A 16,439-nucleotide genomic window follows, 5' to 3' on the forward strand; every position below is an offset into this window, starting at 1 on the left:
GCTCGCGCTCGAATTGTTCGGGGGGCACCAGCCGCCGGTTGTGCGGTCCGTGATTGAAATTCGTCAGCGCATAGAGAAACCGTGGTGCGTCATGGCCATCGATACGTTCCGCGAAAGCGCCGATCGCCGCCGGCAAGAACTGCGCGTCGGAATGCGTCGTCTCGAACCGGGCGATATCGAAGGGTGGCGGCAGGTCATCGGTGAAGAGGCGCGCGCCCATGCCGATCGAGCCGTAGAACGCATCATAATTGAGAAAATTACGCCGGCAACTCGACGCCAGCATGGTCTCGTAGCCGAGCCCCGACAGGGTCTGCGGCAGGCTGTTGCGAAACCGGCCGACGCCGCGGGTGAAGAGATGATAGGCGCTGGAGCCGAAACTCGCGCTGGACAGCCCGGTCAGCACGCTGAATTCCGATTGCCAGGATCCACCGCCAAAAATGTCGACGTTGAGACGGCCGTACAGACCGTTCGGCGGCGACAGAAACGCCTCGACGGTCGGTTCGACCGGCAGGCCGTAGATACGCGGGTCGAAGATCGATTCGTGCTGGATGATGATGATGTCGGGAAACGTGGGCGTGCGCGCTGGCACGGCGGCCAGCAGCGGCAAGGGCTCCCTGGCAATGTCGCTCATCGTCAGGCCTCTGAAGGTCTGCCACGAATGCGGGTCGAGCAGCGAGGCCACGAAGGTCGACAAAAAGCCGCGCCGTCTGGTCACCAGCCGCAGGCAGGAAGCCGCCCCGTCACCGGCCCTGGTCGCCAGCACCAGTCCGATCGAAGCGGACACCAGAATGAGGATGCGCGTTTCCAGCAAAACCGGCGTTCCGCTCGCATAGAGAATAATCGCTCCCCCGGCCAGGACGAGTGCCATGCCTCCGACCACGACGCCCGCGACCGCTAGCGGATATTGCACGAGAAAGAACGGCGTCGTGCCGGCAAACAGCAGCGGCAAGTCGGTGACCAGCAGCTTCAGTCCGCTATGTCCGTATTTGACGTGCGAGGCAGCGAAGATCGCTATCGCCAGTATCACGGCCAGCAAGATGGCGCGTTCCAGATCGGCCACGGCGAGCAGCAGGGCCGCCGCGCCGAAACATAGCGCGGCAATCGCCAACACGAGATGCTCGACGCTGCGCTCGGCCAGCCAGATGACGGCGATGGCGGCCGCGATAATAAGGATCAGGAACATGCGAACCGGTAGGGACAATCTGGACAAGAAAGCCCACCGTTACACCACCAATCGCTGCGAACACAGCGCAATATGCGATGCGGCTTAGGTCGCGTCTCTCTTGAAGGGCGCCCTGCGGGAGCGGTTTCGCAGGCGCGGTGTCAGCGTCCCTTGGCTCCCACCGCCTTGCCGCGATATGTCAGATGCACCGCGCAATTGCAGCCTGGCGGATGCGAGGCGATTTCCCTCGCGGCGATGTCATTGGCCGGCGCCGGGGTCGATACGGGTGGCGCGGTGGCCTCCCGGAGGCGGCGGCCCTGCTCGGACTGGTCCTGGCTCGGAATGTAGTTCAGCACCGGGGCCAGCCAGCGTTCGGTCTCGGTCACGGTCCAGCCCTTACGCGTGGCATAGTCCTCGACCTGGTCGCGCTCGATCTTGCCGACGCCGAAATAATAGCTTTCGGGGTGGCCGAAATACAGGCCCGATACCGACGAGCCCGGCCACATCGCGTAGCTTTCGGTCAGCGTCACGCCGGCGGTGTTCTCGGCATCCAGCAGCCGGAACAACGTCGCCTTCTCGGTGTGATCGGGCTGCGCGGGATAGCCGGGCGCAGGCCGGATGCCCTGGTACTTTTCCAGGATCAAATCGTTGATCGACAGCTTTTCGTCCGGCGCTGTGCCCCACAATTCGGTGCGCACGCGCAGATGCATCCGCTCGGCGAAGGCCTCGGCGAGGCGATCGGCCAGCGCCTTGCACAGGATCGAAGAGTAATCATCATTGGCGTTCTTGAAACGGTCGGCGATGATGTCCTCGCCGATTCCGGCGGTGACCACGAAGGCACCGATGTAATCCGGCACACCTGAAGTGACCGGCGCGATGAAGTCCGACAGCGCGGCGTTGAAGCGACCGTCGCGCTTCACCAGTTGCTGCCGCAGCGTGTGCATGGTCGCGATCGGCGCCATGCGGCTCTCGTCGGCATAGAGCTGGATATCGTCGCCGACCGCATTGGCCGGCCAGAAGCCCACCGTCGCCTTGGCGGTGAACCATTTCTCATCGACGATCTGCTTCAGCATTTTTTGCGCGTCGGCATAAAGCGACGACGCGACCTCTCCAACGACTTTGTCGGTGAGAATGGCGGGGAAACGTCCGGCCAGCTCCCATGTCTGGAAGAATGGGGTCCAGTCGATGTAGTCGGCCAGTTCCTTTAGCGAGTAGTCGCTGAAGCTCTTGATGCCAATGAAGCTCGGCTTCGCGGGTGTTGTCTTGGAAAAATCGATCACAAGCGCATTGGCGCGGGCATCCGACAGCTTCAGCCGCTTCTTGTCGGCCTGGGCGCGGAAATGCGCCGCGGAAATCTTGGCATAGTCGGTACGGATCTCGGCGGCATAGGCGTCGCGGCGATCCGCGGACATCAGCGACGACGCCACGCCGACGGCGCGGCTGGCGTCGTTGACATGTATAACCGGGCCGTTGCGATAATTGGGGTCGATCTTGACCGCGGTATGGACCCGGCTGGTGGTCGCGCCACCGATCAGCAACGGCACGTTCAGGCCCTGGCGTTGCAGTTCGGCTGCGAGGAAGCTCATTTCGTCGAGCGACGGCGTGATCAGGCCGCTGAGCCCGATGATGTCGGCATTCTCGGCCTTCGCGGTCTCGATGATCTTGGCTGCCGGCACCATGACACCGAGATCGATCACTTCGAAGTTGTTGCACTGGAGAACAATGCCGACGATGTTCTTGCCGATGTCGTGGACGTCGCCCTTGACGGTGGCGAGCACGATCTTTCCTGCATTCTTGCGACCGTCACCGGTGATGCCGGCCTTGAGATTGTCAGCCTTCTCCTGCTCCATGAACGGCATCAGCCAGGCTACCGCCTGCTTCATCACGCGCGCCGACTTCACCACCTGCGGCAGGAACATCTTGCCGTCGCCAAACAGGTCGCCGACGATGTTCATACCGTCCATCAGCGGGCCTTCGATGACATGCAGCGGGCGCACCACGGTCAGACGCGCGGCTTCGGTATCCTCATCGATATATTCGGTGATGCCATGCACCAGCGCGTGGGAAAGCCGCTTCTCCACCGGCCATTCGCGCCAGGCGAGGTCCTTTTCCTTGACCTCCTTGCCCTGGCCGCGGAATTTCTCCGCCATTTCCAGCAGCCGCTCGGAGGCGCCTGGATCGCGATTCAGGATCACGTCCTCGCAGACCTGGCGCAGGTCGGGATCGATGTCGTCATAGACGATCATCTGTCCGGCATTGACGATGCCCATGTCCATGCCGGCCTTGATGGCGTGATACAGGAACACCGAATGCATCGCCTCGCGTACCGGCTCGTTGCCGCGGAACGAGAACGAGAGATTCGAGACGCCGCCGGAAATATGCGCATGCGGCAGGTTCTGGCGAATCCAGCGCGTCGCCTCGATGAAATCGACGCCGTAATTGTTGTGCTCTTCCAAGCCGGTCGCGATGGCAAAGATGTTGGGATCGAAGATGATGTCTTCCGGCGGGAAGTCGAGCTGGTCCACCAGAATGTCATAAGCGCGTTTGCAGATCTCGGTCTTGCGCGCAAAGGTGTCGGCCTGACCGACCTCGTCGAATGCCATGACCACGACGGCGGCACCGTGGCGGCGCGCGATCTTTGCCTCGTGGATGAATTTGGCCTCGCCTTCCTTCATCGAGATCGAGTTCACCACCGGCTTGCCCTGCACGCATTTCAGGCCGGCTTCGATCACAGAGAATTTCGAGGAGTCGACCATGACCGGGACGCGGGCGATGTCCGGCTCGGCGGCGACGAGATTCAGAAACGTGACCATCGCGGCTTCGGAGTCGAGCAGACCTTCATCCATGTTGACGTCGATGATTTGGGCGCCGTTCTCGACCTGGTCGCGGGCGACCTGCAGCGCGGCAGTGTAATCGCCTGCGGTGACCAGCTTGCGGAATCTGGCGGAGCCGGTAACGTTGGTGCGCTCGCCTATATTGACGAAAGGGATTGCAGGCGTGAGGTCGAACGGCTCCAGACCGGACAGGCGCAGCCGCGGTTCGATCGTCGGCACGATGCGGGGCCTGTGCGGCGCGACAGCCCTGGCGATCGCAGCGATGTGGTCCGGCGTGGTGCCGCAGCAGCCGCCGACAATGTTGACGAGGCCTGCTTGCGCGAATTCGCCGATCAGCCCGGCCATGAATTCCGGGCTCTCGTCATAGGCGCCGAATTCGTTCGGAAGGCCGGCATTCGGATAGGCGCAGACCAGCGTGTCGGCGACGCGGCCAATGTCGGCGATATGCGCGCGGAGATCTTCGGCGCCGAGCGCGCAGTTGAAGCCGATGGTCGCCGGCTTAGCGTGACACACCGAATTCCAGAACGCTTCCGGCAATTGCCCGGATAGCAGGCGACCGGATTTATCGGTGATGGTGCCGGAGATCATGACGGGCACGTCGATGCCGCGCGCCTCGCAGATTTCCGCGATGGCGTAGAGGCCAGCCTTGGCGTTCAGCGTGTCGAAGATGGTCTCCAGCAGCAGCAGGTCGGCGCCGCCATCGAGCAGGCCGTTGATCTGCTCGCTATACGCAAGGCGCAGGTCGTCGAAGGTGACGGCGCGATAACCGGGCGAAGAGACGTCCGGGGAAATCGAGGCGGTGCGGTTGGTCGGGCCGATGGCGCCGGCGACGAAGCGCGGTCGGCCGTCCTCGGCGGAAACCTTGTTGGCAGCGTTACGCGCCAGGCGGGCGCCCTCAAAACTCATCTCATAGGCGATGGTGGCGAGGTCGTAATCGGCCTGGGCGATCGAGGTCGACGAAAAAGTGTTGGTAGCGACAATGTCGGCGCCGGCGCGCAGATATTCGGCGTGGATGTCCTCGATCGCCCGCGGCTGGGTGAGGATCAAAAGATCGTTGTTGCCGCGCAGGTCGCGGTGAAAATCCTTGTAGCGCTCGCCGCGAAAGGCGGCCTCGTCGAAATTGAGGCCCTGGATCATGGTGCCCATCGCGCCGTCGAGCACGAGGATGCGCTCGGCGGCCGCGGCGAGCAGGGCGGTACGCTTTTCGGAGACGGGAATGGTCATATCAGGCTGCTTTCCGCACGCCGGTCGGCCGGAAGCCAAGCAGATGGCTGATGGCGAAGACGAGGTCGGCGCGGTTCATGGTGTAGAAATGGAAGTCGGTGACGCCGTGCTTGGCGAGTTTCTGCACTTGCCCCGCGGCCACGGTGGCCGCGACCAGCTTGCGGGTCTCGGCGTCATCGTCGAGGCCCTCGAACTTGGCCGAAAGCCAGTCCGGCACAGTCGTGCCGGCACGGGTGACAAAATTACGCGCCTGCTTGAAATTATGCATCGGCATGATGCCGGGCAGGATCGGAATATCGATGCCGCGGGCGCGGACGCGGTCGAGGTAGCGGAAGTACAAATCATTGTCGAAGAACACCTGGGTGATGGCGCGGGTCGCCCCGGCATCGACCTTGGCCTTCAGCACGTCGATATCGGCGTCGAAGTCGGGGCTCTCGGGATGCTTTTCCGGATAGGCCGAAACGGTGACGTCGATGTCCGGATAACGCTGTTTGATCGAGGCGACGAGATCGGCCGAATTCTGGTAGCCGTCCGGATGGGCGGCGTAGGTGGAACCAATCCCGGTGGTTGGATCGCCGCGCAACGCCACGATATGGCGGACGCCGACCTGATGATATTGCGCCACCACATCGTCAACATCGCCCTTCGGCGCGTTGACGCAGGTCAAGTGCGCGGCGGGAACGAGATCGGTCTCCTTGAGAATCCGGGAGATGGTCGAATGGGTGCGCTCGCGGGTGGAGCCGCCGGCACCATAGGTGACGGAGACGAAATTCGGGTTCAGCGGCGCGAGACGCGTGATGGTCTCCCAGAGGCCGCGCTCCATCTCCTCGGTCTTCGGCGGGAAGAACTCGAACGAGATGTTGGGCAGCTTGGTTGGCGGGGCGATCTCACTCATGTTGTCAACTCCACGCGGGCGCCCAAGGGCCGCAACCGGTCAAAGGGCGGGTAACGACCGCCAGTGCACCGCAATAACATAGTCTGGAACAGGTAGCCGAAATAGCCCATCCTGGATCAGATGTGCGTGGGAAGTGGCCCAACAGGTCCAATATTGCTGGAAAATTTATCCTCAGAAATTTCTGATGGGCAGATCGGGGTAGCGTTTGGACCAGCCGTTTAATTCCGTATACGTGCCAAAAACATATAAAATAGATCTAAATGCGGTCACATGATTAATTTTCCTTAAGTGGGCAGGTCTACTATTCTCGGAGAAGTCTGCAGTATCGTCCCATAAGTCCCGCTGTCTCTGTGCCGCCCGTTCGCTCTCCGAAGATCCTTCCGGAGCCTTTGATCCGCGCGCGGGGTTGGCTTAAACCGGTGCCATGATCCCGTTGTCCATTCTCGACCTCTCGGTCGTCACATCCGGCACGCCGCCCGCGGCGGCCCTGCGCAACAGCATCGATCTGGCGGTACACGCCGATCGACTCGGCTTTGTCCGTTACTGGCTGGCCGAGCACCACAACCTCGCCTCGGTCGCGAGCCCGGCACCGGACATCCTGATCGGCCAGATCGCCGCGGTGACGAAGCGCATCCGGGTGGGCTCCGGCGGCGTGATGCTGCCGAACCACGCGCCTTTGATGGTGGCCGAGCGCTTCAAGATGCTGGAGGCGCTGTTTCCCGGCCGCATTGATCTCGGGCTTGGCCGCGCCCCTGGCACAGATGGCGCAACGGCGCATGCGCTGCGGAGCCGGCTCGATACCCGCGACGGCGATGATTTTCTGGAGCGGCTGAGCGAACTGGTGCTGTGGGAAACCCGCGAATTTCCGCCCGGTCATCCCTACAACAAGGTGGTGGCGATGCCGGACGACGTGCCCCTGCCGCCGATCTTTTTGCTCGGTTCCAGTGATTACAGCTCGGAACTGGCCGCGCAGGTCGGGATGGGCTTTGCCTTCGCGCACCATTTTGCATCTTTCGATGCCGCCGACGCGCTGGTGCATTATCGCGCGCGCTTCCAGCCGTCGCGCTGGCGTCGTGCGCCGCTGGGCATTCTGGCGGTGGCGGTGATCACCGCCGATACCGACGCGGAAGCCGAACGGCTCGCGTCATCCGCCGATCTCAACCGACTGCGCCGCGACCGCGGCGAATACGCGCCGCTGCCGAGCGTCGAGGAGGCGCTGGCATATCCCTACACCGAGCGCGAGCGTGTCGCGATCGCCCGCAACCGGGCGCGATTGTTCGTCGGCAGCCCGGCCACGGTGATGCAGAAGCTACAGCCACTGATCACGTCCAGCCAGGCCGACGAGCTGATGGTCATCACCGCGGTGACCGACCATGAAGCGCGCAAGAAGTCGTATTCGCTGCTGGCGGACGCGTTTCAATTGCATCACGTGGCGGCGTAGCGCGGGCGCATTCCCCGGCTCCGCGTAGCAGCGTGGAGTGCGTTACGGCGCGTCCGGGAGAATCAAAACTACTCCGGCGCCTCGCCATAGCTGGCGCGGAAGGGATGGCCGGGATAGACGCCGACGATGCGGAATTCGCGCGAGAAGAATTTCAGCTCGTCCAGCGCGAAGGCCAGGTTGCGGTCATCGGGATGGCCGTCGACATCGGCATAGAACTGCGTGGCGAAGAAGTTGCCGTCGACCATGTAGCTTTCCAGCTTGGTCATGTTGACGCCATTGGTGGCAAAGCCGCCCAACGCCTTGTACAAAGCGGCCGGCAAATTGCGCACCCGGAACACAAATGTGGTGACCAGCGGGCCGGAGTCCTGCGCCGCCCATTTTGCTTCTTTCGCCAGCACCACGAAGCGGGTGGTGTTGTAGGTTTCGTCCTCGACATCCTCGGCGAGGATATCGAGGCCGTAGATTTCCGCGGCAAGCCGCGAGGCGATCGCAGCGGCGTGCTGGTCACCGCGCTCGGCGACGGCGCGCGCGGAGCCGGCGGTGTCGGCCGCGACGATCGGCTTGATGCCGAGCTTGCGGATGATGCGGCGGCACTGGCCCAGCGCGTGGACGTGGCTCTCGACGGTCTTGATATCGGCCAGCTTGGCGCCGCGCGGCGCCATCAGCTGGTGGCGGATCGGCAGGAACCACTCGCCGATAATGAACAGGCCGGAGCCCGGCAGCAGATGGTGGATATCGGCGACGCGTCCGGCGATCGAGTTCTCGATCGGGATCATGCCGAGTTCGGCCTCGCCCGAAGAGATCGCGGCCAGCGCATCCTCGAAAGTGGCGCAGGGCAGCGGCTCGGCGTCGGGAAAGGCCTCGACGATGGCGATATGGGAATTGGCGCCGGGCTCGCCCTGGAATGCTATTTTCATGGTCGTGGTCTCTGTGGTCGGTCGCTCAGGAATGGTTCAGGATCTGACGGGCCGTTTCCAGATCGGCCGGCGTATCAACGCCGCGCGGCACGGTATCGACCAGGCCGACATCGATCCGCATGCCGGCTTCGAGCGCGCGCAGCTGTTCCAGTCGCTCGCGCTGCTCGAGCGGCGAGGGGGGGAGGCTGACAAAGCGCTGCAGCGCCGGGCGGCGATAGGCATACAGCCCGATGTGGTGGTAGCGCGGCCCGTCGCCCCAGGGTGCCGTAGCGCGCGTAAAATACAGCGCCCGCAGCCTGTGCGCGGAGAGCGGAGACCCGATCACCTTCACGACGTTGGGGTTGGTGCTCTCTTCCTCGGTGTGGATCTCGGCCGCCAGCGTCGCGATATCCACGGCCCGATCGGTCAATGGCGCCAGCACGGCGCGAATATTGTCGGTCGAGATGGTCGGGAAATCGCCCTGCAAATTGATCACGGTCTCGACGCGGCCTTCGGGATCAAGATTCGTCAGCGCCTCGAAGATGCGGTCGGATCCGGATGGATGGTCGGCGCGGGTCATCACCACTTCGCCGCCATGGGCGCGCACCGCTTCGGCAATCTCCGGCCCGTCAGTGGCCACGGCGACCCTGCCGATCCCCGCGGCCTCGGCCCGGCGCAGCACATGGACGATCATCGGCAGGCCGGCAATGTCCAGCAGCGGCTTGCCGGGTAGGCGGGTGGCCGCCATCCGGGCGGGGATCAGCACAAGGGTACGGGAGTTGGTCATGGCAATGCGGTCTGAACCAGCTGAAACGGCAGCAAATGGCGGGGGTTGCCCGGAAGTTGCGGCGTTTATACGGGTTGCCAGAGCAGGGGCAAACCGTTATCTCAAGCCGGCAGCACATGCGGCTGTGAAGACATGATTCCAGGCCTATCATGGCCGTCCTGGCGGCTTTGCAATCGATATTTCCGGCGCGGAGCCTGACCGACTATGGACTCCTTCGAACTCAATAAAGTCATGGGCGCCGTACTCGGCACCTGCCTGGTGTTGATGGTGACGAATTTCACCGCCCAGGCGGTGTTTTCGCCGAAGCACATGGAAAAGCCCGGCTACGATATCGCGGTCAAGGAAGTGGCGGCCGGTGGCGCCAAGGAAGCTGCCGCGCCATCCGAGCCGATTGAAAAGCTGCTGCAGACCGCGTCGGTCGAAAAGGGCATGGGCGCCGCCAAGAAGTGCGCGGCTTGCCACACCTTCGAGAAGGGTGGACCCAACCGCGTTGGTCCGAACCTGTACGACACCGTCAATGAGGCGATCGGACAGGGCAAGAACGGCTTCAACTTCTCCGCGGCCATGAAGGGCAAGGGCGGCGAATGGACGTTCGATGCGCTCAACAAATTCATCGCCAGCCCGAAGGGCTATGTCCCGGGCACCGCGATGGGCTTTGCGGGTATCCAGAAGGACAGCGAGCGCGCCGATGTGATCGCCTATTTGGCCTCGCTGGCCGATAAGCCGGTGCCGCTGCCGACGGCGGCCAAATAAGGCCGGTTCCGTTTCAACCCATCCCCGATCGAACGGCCAGGTCTTGCCTGGCCGTTTTCGTATGGGCATTACCAAAGCTTAAGCGGGACGTTTGGCCGCAACGGGTTACGGTACCGGGCTGGTATCCTTCGGCAAACCCGGCATAATCGGTCGAACCCTCGCCGCATATGGCGGCTTTAATCGACGCTTCGGTTCACAGGAATTCTGATCTTGGCCATTTCCCGACGACGTCTTCTGCAGACCAGCGCCTTTGCGGCGCTTGTGCCCGCGCTGGGTGCCACCGCGCTCTCCGCCACCCCTGCCGCTGCGCAGTCCGAGCCGGCTTGGCGGCACGGGCTGTCGCTGTTCGGTGACATCAAATATCCCGCCGGCTTCAAGCGTTTCGACTATGTCAATCCGGAAGCCCCGAAGGGCGGCGTGGTCCGTCAGATCGCGGTCGGCACCTTCGACAATTTCAACATTGCAGTAGCTGGCGTGAAGGGCAACATCGCTGGCGCGGTCGCGCTGATCTATGAATCGCTGACCACCGCCTCGCTCGACGAGGTCTCCACCGAATACGGCCTGCTCGCCGAAGCCGTTAGCCATCCCGAGGATTTTTCCTCGGTCACCTACCGGTTGCGCGCGGAAGCGAAGTGGCACGACGGCAAACCGGTGACGCCCGAAGACGTGATTTTCTCGCTGGACGCTTTTAAGAAATATCATCCGCAATATTCGGCTTATTATCGCCACGTCGTCAAAGCCGAGAAGCAAAGCGAGCGCGACATCAAGTTCACCTTCGACATGCCCGGTAATCGCGAACTGCCGCAGATCGTCGGCCAGTTGGTCGTGTTGCCGAAGCACTGGTGGGAAGGCAGCACGCCCGCCGGCGTCAAGCGCGATATCGGCGCCACCTCGCTGGAGCCGCCGCTTGGCAGCAGCGCCTACAAGATCAAGGAATTCGTGCCCGGCCGCTCGATCTCGGTGGAGCGCGTCAAGGATTATTGGGGCCGCGACCTCAACGTCAATATCGGCCGGCATAATTTCGACGAGCTGCGCTACGAATATTTCCGCGACGGCACCGTGGCGCTGGAGGCCTTCAAGGGCGACCAGGTCGACTGGCGCACCGAGAACAGCGCCAAGAACTGGGCCACGGCCTATGATTTCCCGGCGGTCGCCGACAAGCGCGTGGTGCTCGAGGAATTCCTCAACCGCTCGTCCGGCATCATGCAGGGCTTCGCGATGAACCTGCGTCGCGACAAGTTCAAGGACGCCCGCGTTCGCCGCGCGCTGAACTATGCGTTCGATTTCGAGGAGATGAACAAGCAGATCTTTTTCAATCAGTACAAGCGCATCGGCAGCTATTTCGAGGGCACCGAGCTGGCCTCGTCCGGCCTGCCGGAAGGCAAGGAGCTGGAGATTCTCGAGACGGTGCGCGCCGAGGTGCCGCCGGAAGTGTTCACCAAGGCATACACCAATCCGGTCGGCGGCAATGCCGAGGCGGTGCGCGACAATCTGCGCGAGGCACTCAAGCTGCTGAAGGAAGCCGGCTACGAAATCCGCGAGCGCAAGCTGGTCAATGCCAAGACCGGTGCGCCGTTCGAGCTGGAATTGCTCGGCGAGGATCCGAGCTTCGAACGCGTGATGCTGTTCTTCAAGCCGTCGCTGGAACGCCTCGGCATCGCCGTCTCGGTCCGCACCATCGACCCCACGCAATATGAGAACCGGCTGCGCACCTGGGACTTTGATATCGTGGTGTCGTCGTGGCCGGAATCGCTGTCGCCCGGCAACGAGCAGCGCGAATTCTGGGGCTCGCAGGCGGCCGACATGGCCGGCTCGCGCAACGTCGTCGGCATCAAGAATCCGGCGATCGACAAGCTCATCGAACGCGTCATCTTCACCAGGGATCGCGCCGATCTGGTCGCCGCGACCAAGGCGCTGGACCGCGTGTTGCTGTGGAACCATTTCGTGGTGCCGCAATGGACCTATAACAAGGTGCGCACCGCGCGCTGGGATCGCTTCGGCCGTCCCGGCGAGCCACCGAAATATGGCCAGTCGGGCTTTCCCTTCATCTGGTGGTATGACGCCGAGCGCGCCGCCAAGCTTGGCAAGCGATCTTGAGCGACACGTCACGCAGGCTGAGATTGAACCGCCGGCATGTGCTGGGTCTCGGGATCGGCGCCGTGGCTGCGGCGCGATTCTCGCCGGCGCTGGCGGAAGGCGAAGCCGGGGTGCACGGTATCTCGGCGTTTGGCGATCTCAAATATCCCGCGGATTTTCCGAACTTCGACTATGCCAACGTCAAGGCGCCCAAGGGCGGCGTGTTCTCGACGGTGCCAACCAGCCGCGCCTTCAACCAGTCGTTCCAGACCTTCAACTCGCTCAACGCCTATATCCTGAAAGGCGACGGCGCCCAGGGCATGGGGTCGACCTTTGCCCCGCTGATGGTGCGTGCCGCCGATGAACCCGATGCGATGTATGGGCTGGTCGCCAAGTCGGTACGGATATCGCCGGATGGCCTGACCTATCGCTTCACGCTGCGGCCGGAAGCGCGCTTTCACGATGGCAGCCGGCTCACCGCGCGCGATGCGGCGTTTTCGCTGAACATTCTGAAGAGCAAGGGCCATCCGCTGATCAGCCAGCAGCTGCGCGACATGGCCGGCGCCGCGGCGACGGACGACGCGACGCTGGTGGTCAGCTTCGCCGCCAAGCGCGGGCGCGATGTGCCGCTTCTGGTCGCGGGCCTGCCGATCTTTTCACAGGCCTATTACACCGCCCACCCCTTCGATGAATCGTCGCTCGACATTCCACTTGGCAGCGGGCCGTACAAGGTCGGTCGCTTCGAGGTTGGTCGCTACATCGAACTGGATCGGGTCAAGGACTGGTGGGGCGCCGAGCTGCCGGTCAGCCGTGGCTTCTATAATTTCGATACTCTGCGGTTTGATTTCTACCGCGACCGCGACGTCGCCTTCGAAGGGTTTACCGGTCGCAATTACCTGTACCGCGAGGAGTTCACCTCCCGAACCTGGAATACGCGCTACGATTTCCCCGCCGTGCTGGACGGACGCGTCAAGCGCGAGACGCTGCCGGACGAGACGCCGTCCGGCGCGCAGGGCTGGTTCCTGAATACGCGGCGCGATAAATTCAAGGATGCCCGCGTCCGCGAGGCGCTCGGTTGCGCCTTCGATTTCGAATGGACCAACAAGACCATCATGTATGGCGCCTATGTGCGCACGGTGTCGCCGTTCCAGAATTCCGACATGATGGCGAGCGGGCCGCCATCGCCGGAAGAGCTGGTGCTGCTGGAGCCGTTCCGCGGCAAGGTGTCGGCGGAAGTGTTTGCCGCGCCATTCGTGCCGCCGACCTCCGACGGCTCCGGCCAGGACCGCGCCTTGCTGCGCCGGGCCATCCAGCTGTTGAATGATGCCGGCTATGTCATGAAGGACGGCAAGCGGGTCACGCCGCAGGGCGAGCCGTTCCGGATCGAGTTTCTGCTCGATGAGCCGACCTTCCAGCCGCATCACATGCCCTACATCAAGAATCTGGGCACGCTGGGCATCGATGCCACGCTGCGCGTGGTCGATCCGGTGCAGGCGCGGGCCCGCCGCGACGATTTCGATTTCGACATCATGATCGAGCGCTTCAGCTTTTCCACTGTGCCGGGAGACTCGCTGCGCTCGTTCTTCTCGATGCAGTCGGCCGCCACCAAGGGATCGAATAACCTTGCCGGCATCGCCGATCCCGTCGTCGACGCCTTGATGAACGAGGTGATTGCCGCCGATACCCGTGCCAGACTGGTGTTCGCGGCGCGCGCGCTCGACCGCGTCATTCGCGCCGGCCGCTACTGGGTACCGCAATGGTACGCCAACACGCACCGGCTGGCCTATTGGGACGTGTTCGGGCATCCTGCCAATCTGCCGAAATATATCGGCGTCGGCGCGCCCGATCTATGGTGGACGGCGGCGAAGACGTCCGCCACCGAACCAACGAAATAGAACATGAGCGCCTATATCGCCCGTCGAATTCTGCTGATGTTCCCCACACTGCTGGGCATCCTGTTCGTGTCCTTTGTCGTGGTGCAGTTTGCGCCCGGCGGTCCCGTCGAGCGCGTCATCGCGCAGCTCAGCGGCGCCGATACCGGCGCGTCGCGGGTCTCCGGCGCGTCTGGTGGTGATTTCGGCAATCGCGGCCAGGCCGGCGCTTCCGGCGACGCGGTCAATTCGAAGTATCGCGGAGCTCAGGGGCTTGATCCGGATTTCGTCAAGAGCCTGGAGAAGCAGTTCGGCTTCGATAAGCCGGCGCCGGAACGCTTCGCGCTGATGCTGTGGAATTTCGCCCGCTTCGATTTCGGCAAGAGCTATTTTCGCGATACCAGCGTGCTGCAACTGATCAAGGAAAAGCTGCCGGTGTCGATGTCGCTGGGCATCTGGATGATGCTCCTGACCTATCTGATCTCGATTCCGCTCGGCATCCGCAAGGCGGTCAAGGACGGCTCCAGATTCGATACCTGGACGTCGGCCGTGATCATCGTCGGTTTTGCCATCCCTGGCTTCCTGTTCGCCATCCTCCTGATCATCCTGTTTTCCGGTGGCTCGTTCTGGAGTATCTTTCCGCTGCGCGGCCTCACTTCGGACGGCTGGGACCAGTTCCCGTGGTACTGGAAGATTATCGATTATTTCTGGCACATGACGCTGCCGCTGGTTTCGATGGTGCTTGGCGCCTTCGCCACCATGACGCTGCTGACCAAGAATTCGTTCCTTGACGAGATCCGCAAGCAATATGTCATGACCGCGCGCGCCAAGGGCTGCAACGAGCGCCAGGTGCTCTACAATCACATCTTCCGCAATGCGATGCTGATCGTCATCGCCGGCTTCCCCGGCGCCTTCATCCATGCGTTTTTCTCCGGCTCGCTGTTGATCGAGACCATCTTCTCGCTCGACGGCCTCGGCCTGCTGGGTTTCGAAAGCGTGTTGAACCGTGACTATCCGGTGGTGTTCGGCACGCTGTTCATCTTTTCGCTGGTCGGGCTGGTGGTGAACCTGCTGTCCGATATGGCCTATATGTGGATCGATCCGCGGATCGATTTCGAGGCGCGGGAAGTCTGATGACCGTTACAGCTCCCGCCATCGAGACCACCACGCAAACGCCACTCGGCGAGGCCGTGCCGGCGTCCCGCCATCGGTTCAGCCCGTCGCCGCTGAACCGCCGGCGCTGGCAGAATTTCAAGTCCAATCGCCGCGGCTACTGGTCGTTGTGGCTGTTCCTGATCCTGTTCTTCATCACGCTGTTTGCCGAACTGATCGCCAATGACCGGCCGTTCTTCATCAAATTCGACGGCAAGGCGTATTTCCCGGCCTTCATCAGCTATTCGGAAACCACCTTCGGCGGTGATTTCGAGACAGCGGCGGATTACCGCGATCCCTTTCTGCAAAAACTGATCGCCGACAAGAATGGCTTCATCCTCTGGCCGCTGGTGCGCTACTCTTACGACACCCACAATCTCGATCTGCCGACGCCCGCGCCCTCGAAGCCGACCTGGATGCTGACCGAGGCGCAATGTAAGCCGGTGGTCGAGAAGAAGGGCCTCTCGAGCTGCCGCGACCTCGAATATAACTGGCTCGGCACCGACGATCAGGGTCGCGACGTGGTCGCCCGGCTGATCTACGGTTTCCGCATTTCGGTGCTGTTCGGTCTAGCGCTGACCATCGTCTCTTCAGTGATCGGCATCGCCGCCGGCGGCGTGCAGGGCTATTTCGGCGGCTGGGTCGATCTGGTCTTCCAGCGTTTCATCGAGGTGTGGAGCGCGATCCCCTCGTTGTACCTGCTGCTGATCCTGTCCTCGGTGCTGGTGCCCGGCTTCTTCGTGCTGCTTGGCATCCTGCTGCTGTTCTCCTGGGTCTCGCTGGTCGGCCTGGTGCGCGCCGAATTCTTGCGCGGCCGCAACTTCGAATACATCATGGCCGCGCGGGCGCTCGGCGTCTCCAACGCCAAGATCATGACCCGGCATCTGCTGCCCAACGCCATGGTCGCGACCATGACCTTCCTGCCCTTCATCGTCTCGTCTTCGGTGATGACGCTGACCGCGCTGGATTTCCTCGGCTTCGGCCTGCCACCCGGCTCGCCGTCGCTCGGCGAGTTGCTGTCGCAGGGCAAGGCCAATGTACAGGCGCCTTGGCTCGGCTTCACCGGCTTTTTTGCGGTCGCGATCATGCTGTCGCTGCTGATCTTCATCGGCGAGGGCGTGCGCGACGCGTTCGACCCGCGTAAGACGTTCCGTTGAAGATATGGTAGCTTGGGCTAGGAAGGAGCAGTCCAATGAATAAAATCGTAAGGCACTATCCTGTCCATCAGTTGCCCGCCGACCTGCGCGCGGATCTACCGGTAAACGGTCTGGTGAAGATCGAATTCGAATTGGAGGCAGAGTCGCTTAAGCGACGTCCGATCGCGCATCTGGTCGGCAGTGGCCCCAAT

At 62.6% G+C, this 16,439-nt stretch carries 11 protein-coding genes; 6 read left to right on the forward strand and 5 right to left on the reverse strand.

Going from position 1 to position 16,439, the window contains the following annotated elements:
- From Q0S16_RS18055 to metF, 3 genes are all read right to left on the reverse strand, one after another.
- Positions 1–1,210, reverse strand: a 1,210-nt coding sequence (locus tag Q0S16_RS18055; RefSeq protein WP_295850910.1) for a sulfatase-like hydrolase/transferase, incomplete at its 3' end; no start/stop codon positions are given.
- Positions 1,211–1,323: 113 nt separating this feature from the next.
- Entirely contained in the window at positions 1,324–5,220 is a 3,897-nt protein-coding gene (gene metH, locus Q0S16_RS18060; protein ID WP_295850913.1) for a methionine synthase, read from the reverse strand.
- A 1-nt stretch (position 5,221) separates the two neighbouring features.
- A complete protein-coding gene (gene metF, locus Q0S16_RS18065) occupies positions 5,222–6,115 on the reverse strand; it encodes a methylenetetrahydrofolate reductase [NAD(P)H] (RefSeq protein ID WP_295850917.1) in 894 nt (297 codons plus the stop codon).
- A 424-nt stretch (positions 6,116–6,539) separates the two neighbouring features.
- Between metF and Q0S16_RS18070 the strand changes: the two genes are divergently transcribed.
- Entirely contained in the window at positions 6,540–7,556 is a 1,017-nt protein-coding gene (locus Q0S16_RS18070) for an LLM class flavin-dependent oxidoreductase (protein WP_295850920.1), read from the forward strand.
- Between the two features lie 68 nt (positions 7,557–7,624).
- Here the strand turns inward: Q0S16_RS18070 and Q0S16_RS18075 are convergent, their stop codons facing one another.
- Positions 7,625–8,473, reverse strand: a complete 849-nt coding sequence (locus tag Q0S16_RS18075; protein ID WP_295850924.1) for a prephenate dehydratase — start codon at positions 8,471–8,473, stop codon at positions 7,625–7,627.
- Positions 8,474–8,498: 25 nt separating this feature from the next.
- Positions 8,499–9,239: a 3-deoxy-manno-octulosonate cytidylyltransferase gene (locus Q0S16_RS18080; RefSeq protein ID WP_295850926.1), complete on the reverse strand. Its 741-nt coding sequence runs from the start codon at positions 9,237–9,239 to the stop codon at positions 8,499–8,501.
- 204 nt (positions 9,240–9,443) lie between these two features.
- Between Q0S16_RS18080 and Q0S16_RS18085 the strand changes: the two genes are divergently transcribed.
- From Q0S16_RS18085 to Q0S16_RS18105, 5 genes are all read left to right on the forward strand, one after another.
- Positions 9,444–9,992 (forward strand): cytochrome c family protein, encoded by a 549-nt coding sequence (locus Q0S16_RS18085; RefSeq protein ID WP_295850928.1) that lies wholly within the window; start codon positions 9,444–9,446, stop codon positions 9,990–9,992.
- Positions 9,993–10,202: 210 nt separating this feature from the next.
- Positions 10,203–12,089 (forward strand): extracellular solute-binding protein, encoded by a 1,887-nt coding sequence (locus tag Q0S16_RS18090; protein ID WP_295850931.1) that lies wholly within the window; start codon positions 10,203–10,205, stop codon positions 12,087–12,089.
- Entirely contained in the window at positions 12,086–13,963 is a 1,878-nt protein-coding gene (locus Q0S16_RS18095) for an extracellular solute-binding protein (protein WP_295850935.1), read from the forward strand. Before Q0S16_RS18090 ends, Q0S16_RS18095 begins: the two co-directional genes overlap by 4 nt.
- Positions 13,964–13,966: 3 nt before the next feature.
- Positions 13,967–15,073 carry a microcin C ABC transporter permease YejB gene (locus Q0S16_RS18100; RefSeq protein ID WP_295850938.1) on the forward strand — a complete coding sequence of 369 codons (1,107 nt, stop codon included), beginning with the start codon at positions 13,967–13,969 and terminating at the stop codon, positions 15,071–15,073.
- Complete coding sequence (locus tag Q0S16_RS18105; protein ID WP_295850941.1) at positions 15,073–16,248, forward strand: ABC transporter permease; 1,176 nt, start codon at positions 15,073–15,075, stop codon at positions 16,246–16,248. Before Q0S16_RS18100 ends, Q0S16_RS18105 begins: the two co-directional genes overlap by 1 nt.
- Positions 16,249–16,439: the final 191 nt, after the last annotated feature.

Source organism: Tardiphaga sp. (assembly GCF_025356345.1).
Taxonomy (GTDB): domain Bacteria; phylum Pseudomonadota; class Alphaproteobacteria; order Rhizobiales; family Xanthobacteraceae; genus Tardiphaga.

Bases quoted from the DNA above. Each gene is read 5' to 3' on its own strand.
- Q0S16_RS18075 (WP_295850924.1), bottom strand. From the start codon at position 8,473: ATGAAAATAGCATTCCAGGGCGAGCCCGGCGCCAATTCCCATATCGCC.
- Q0S16_RS18085 (WP_295850928.1), top strand. From the start codon at position 9,444: ATGGACTCCTTCGAACTCAATAAAGTCATGGGCGCCGTACTCGGCACC.
- Q0S16_RS18105 (WP_295850941.1), top strand. From the start codon at position 15,073: ATGACCGTTACAGCTCCCGCCATCGAGACCACCACGCAAACGCCACTC.
- metH (WP_295850913.1), bottom strand. From the start codon at position 5,220: ATGACCATTCCCGTCTCCGAAAAGCGTACCGCCCTGCTCGCCGCGGCC.
- metF (WP_295850917.1), bottom strand. From the start codon at position 6,115: ATGAGTGAGATCGCCCCGCCAACCAAGCTGCCCAACATCTCGTTCGAG.
- Q0S16_RS18080 (WP_295850926.1), bottom strand. From the start codon at position 9,239: ATGACCAACTCCCGTACCCTTGTGCTGATCCCCGCCCGGATGGCGGCC.
- Q0S16_RS18070 (WP_295850920.1), top strand. From the start codon at position 6,540: ATGATCCCGTTGTCCATTCTCGACCTCTCGGTCGTCACATCCGGCACG.
- Q0S16_RS18100 (WP_295850938.1), top strand. From the start codon at position 13,967: ATGAGCGCCTATATCGCCCGTCGAATTCTGCTGATGTTCCCCACACTG.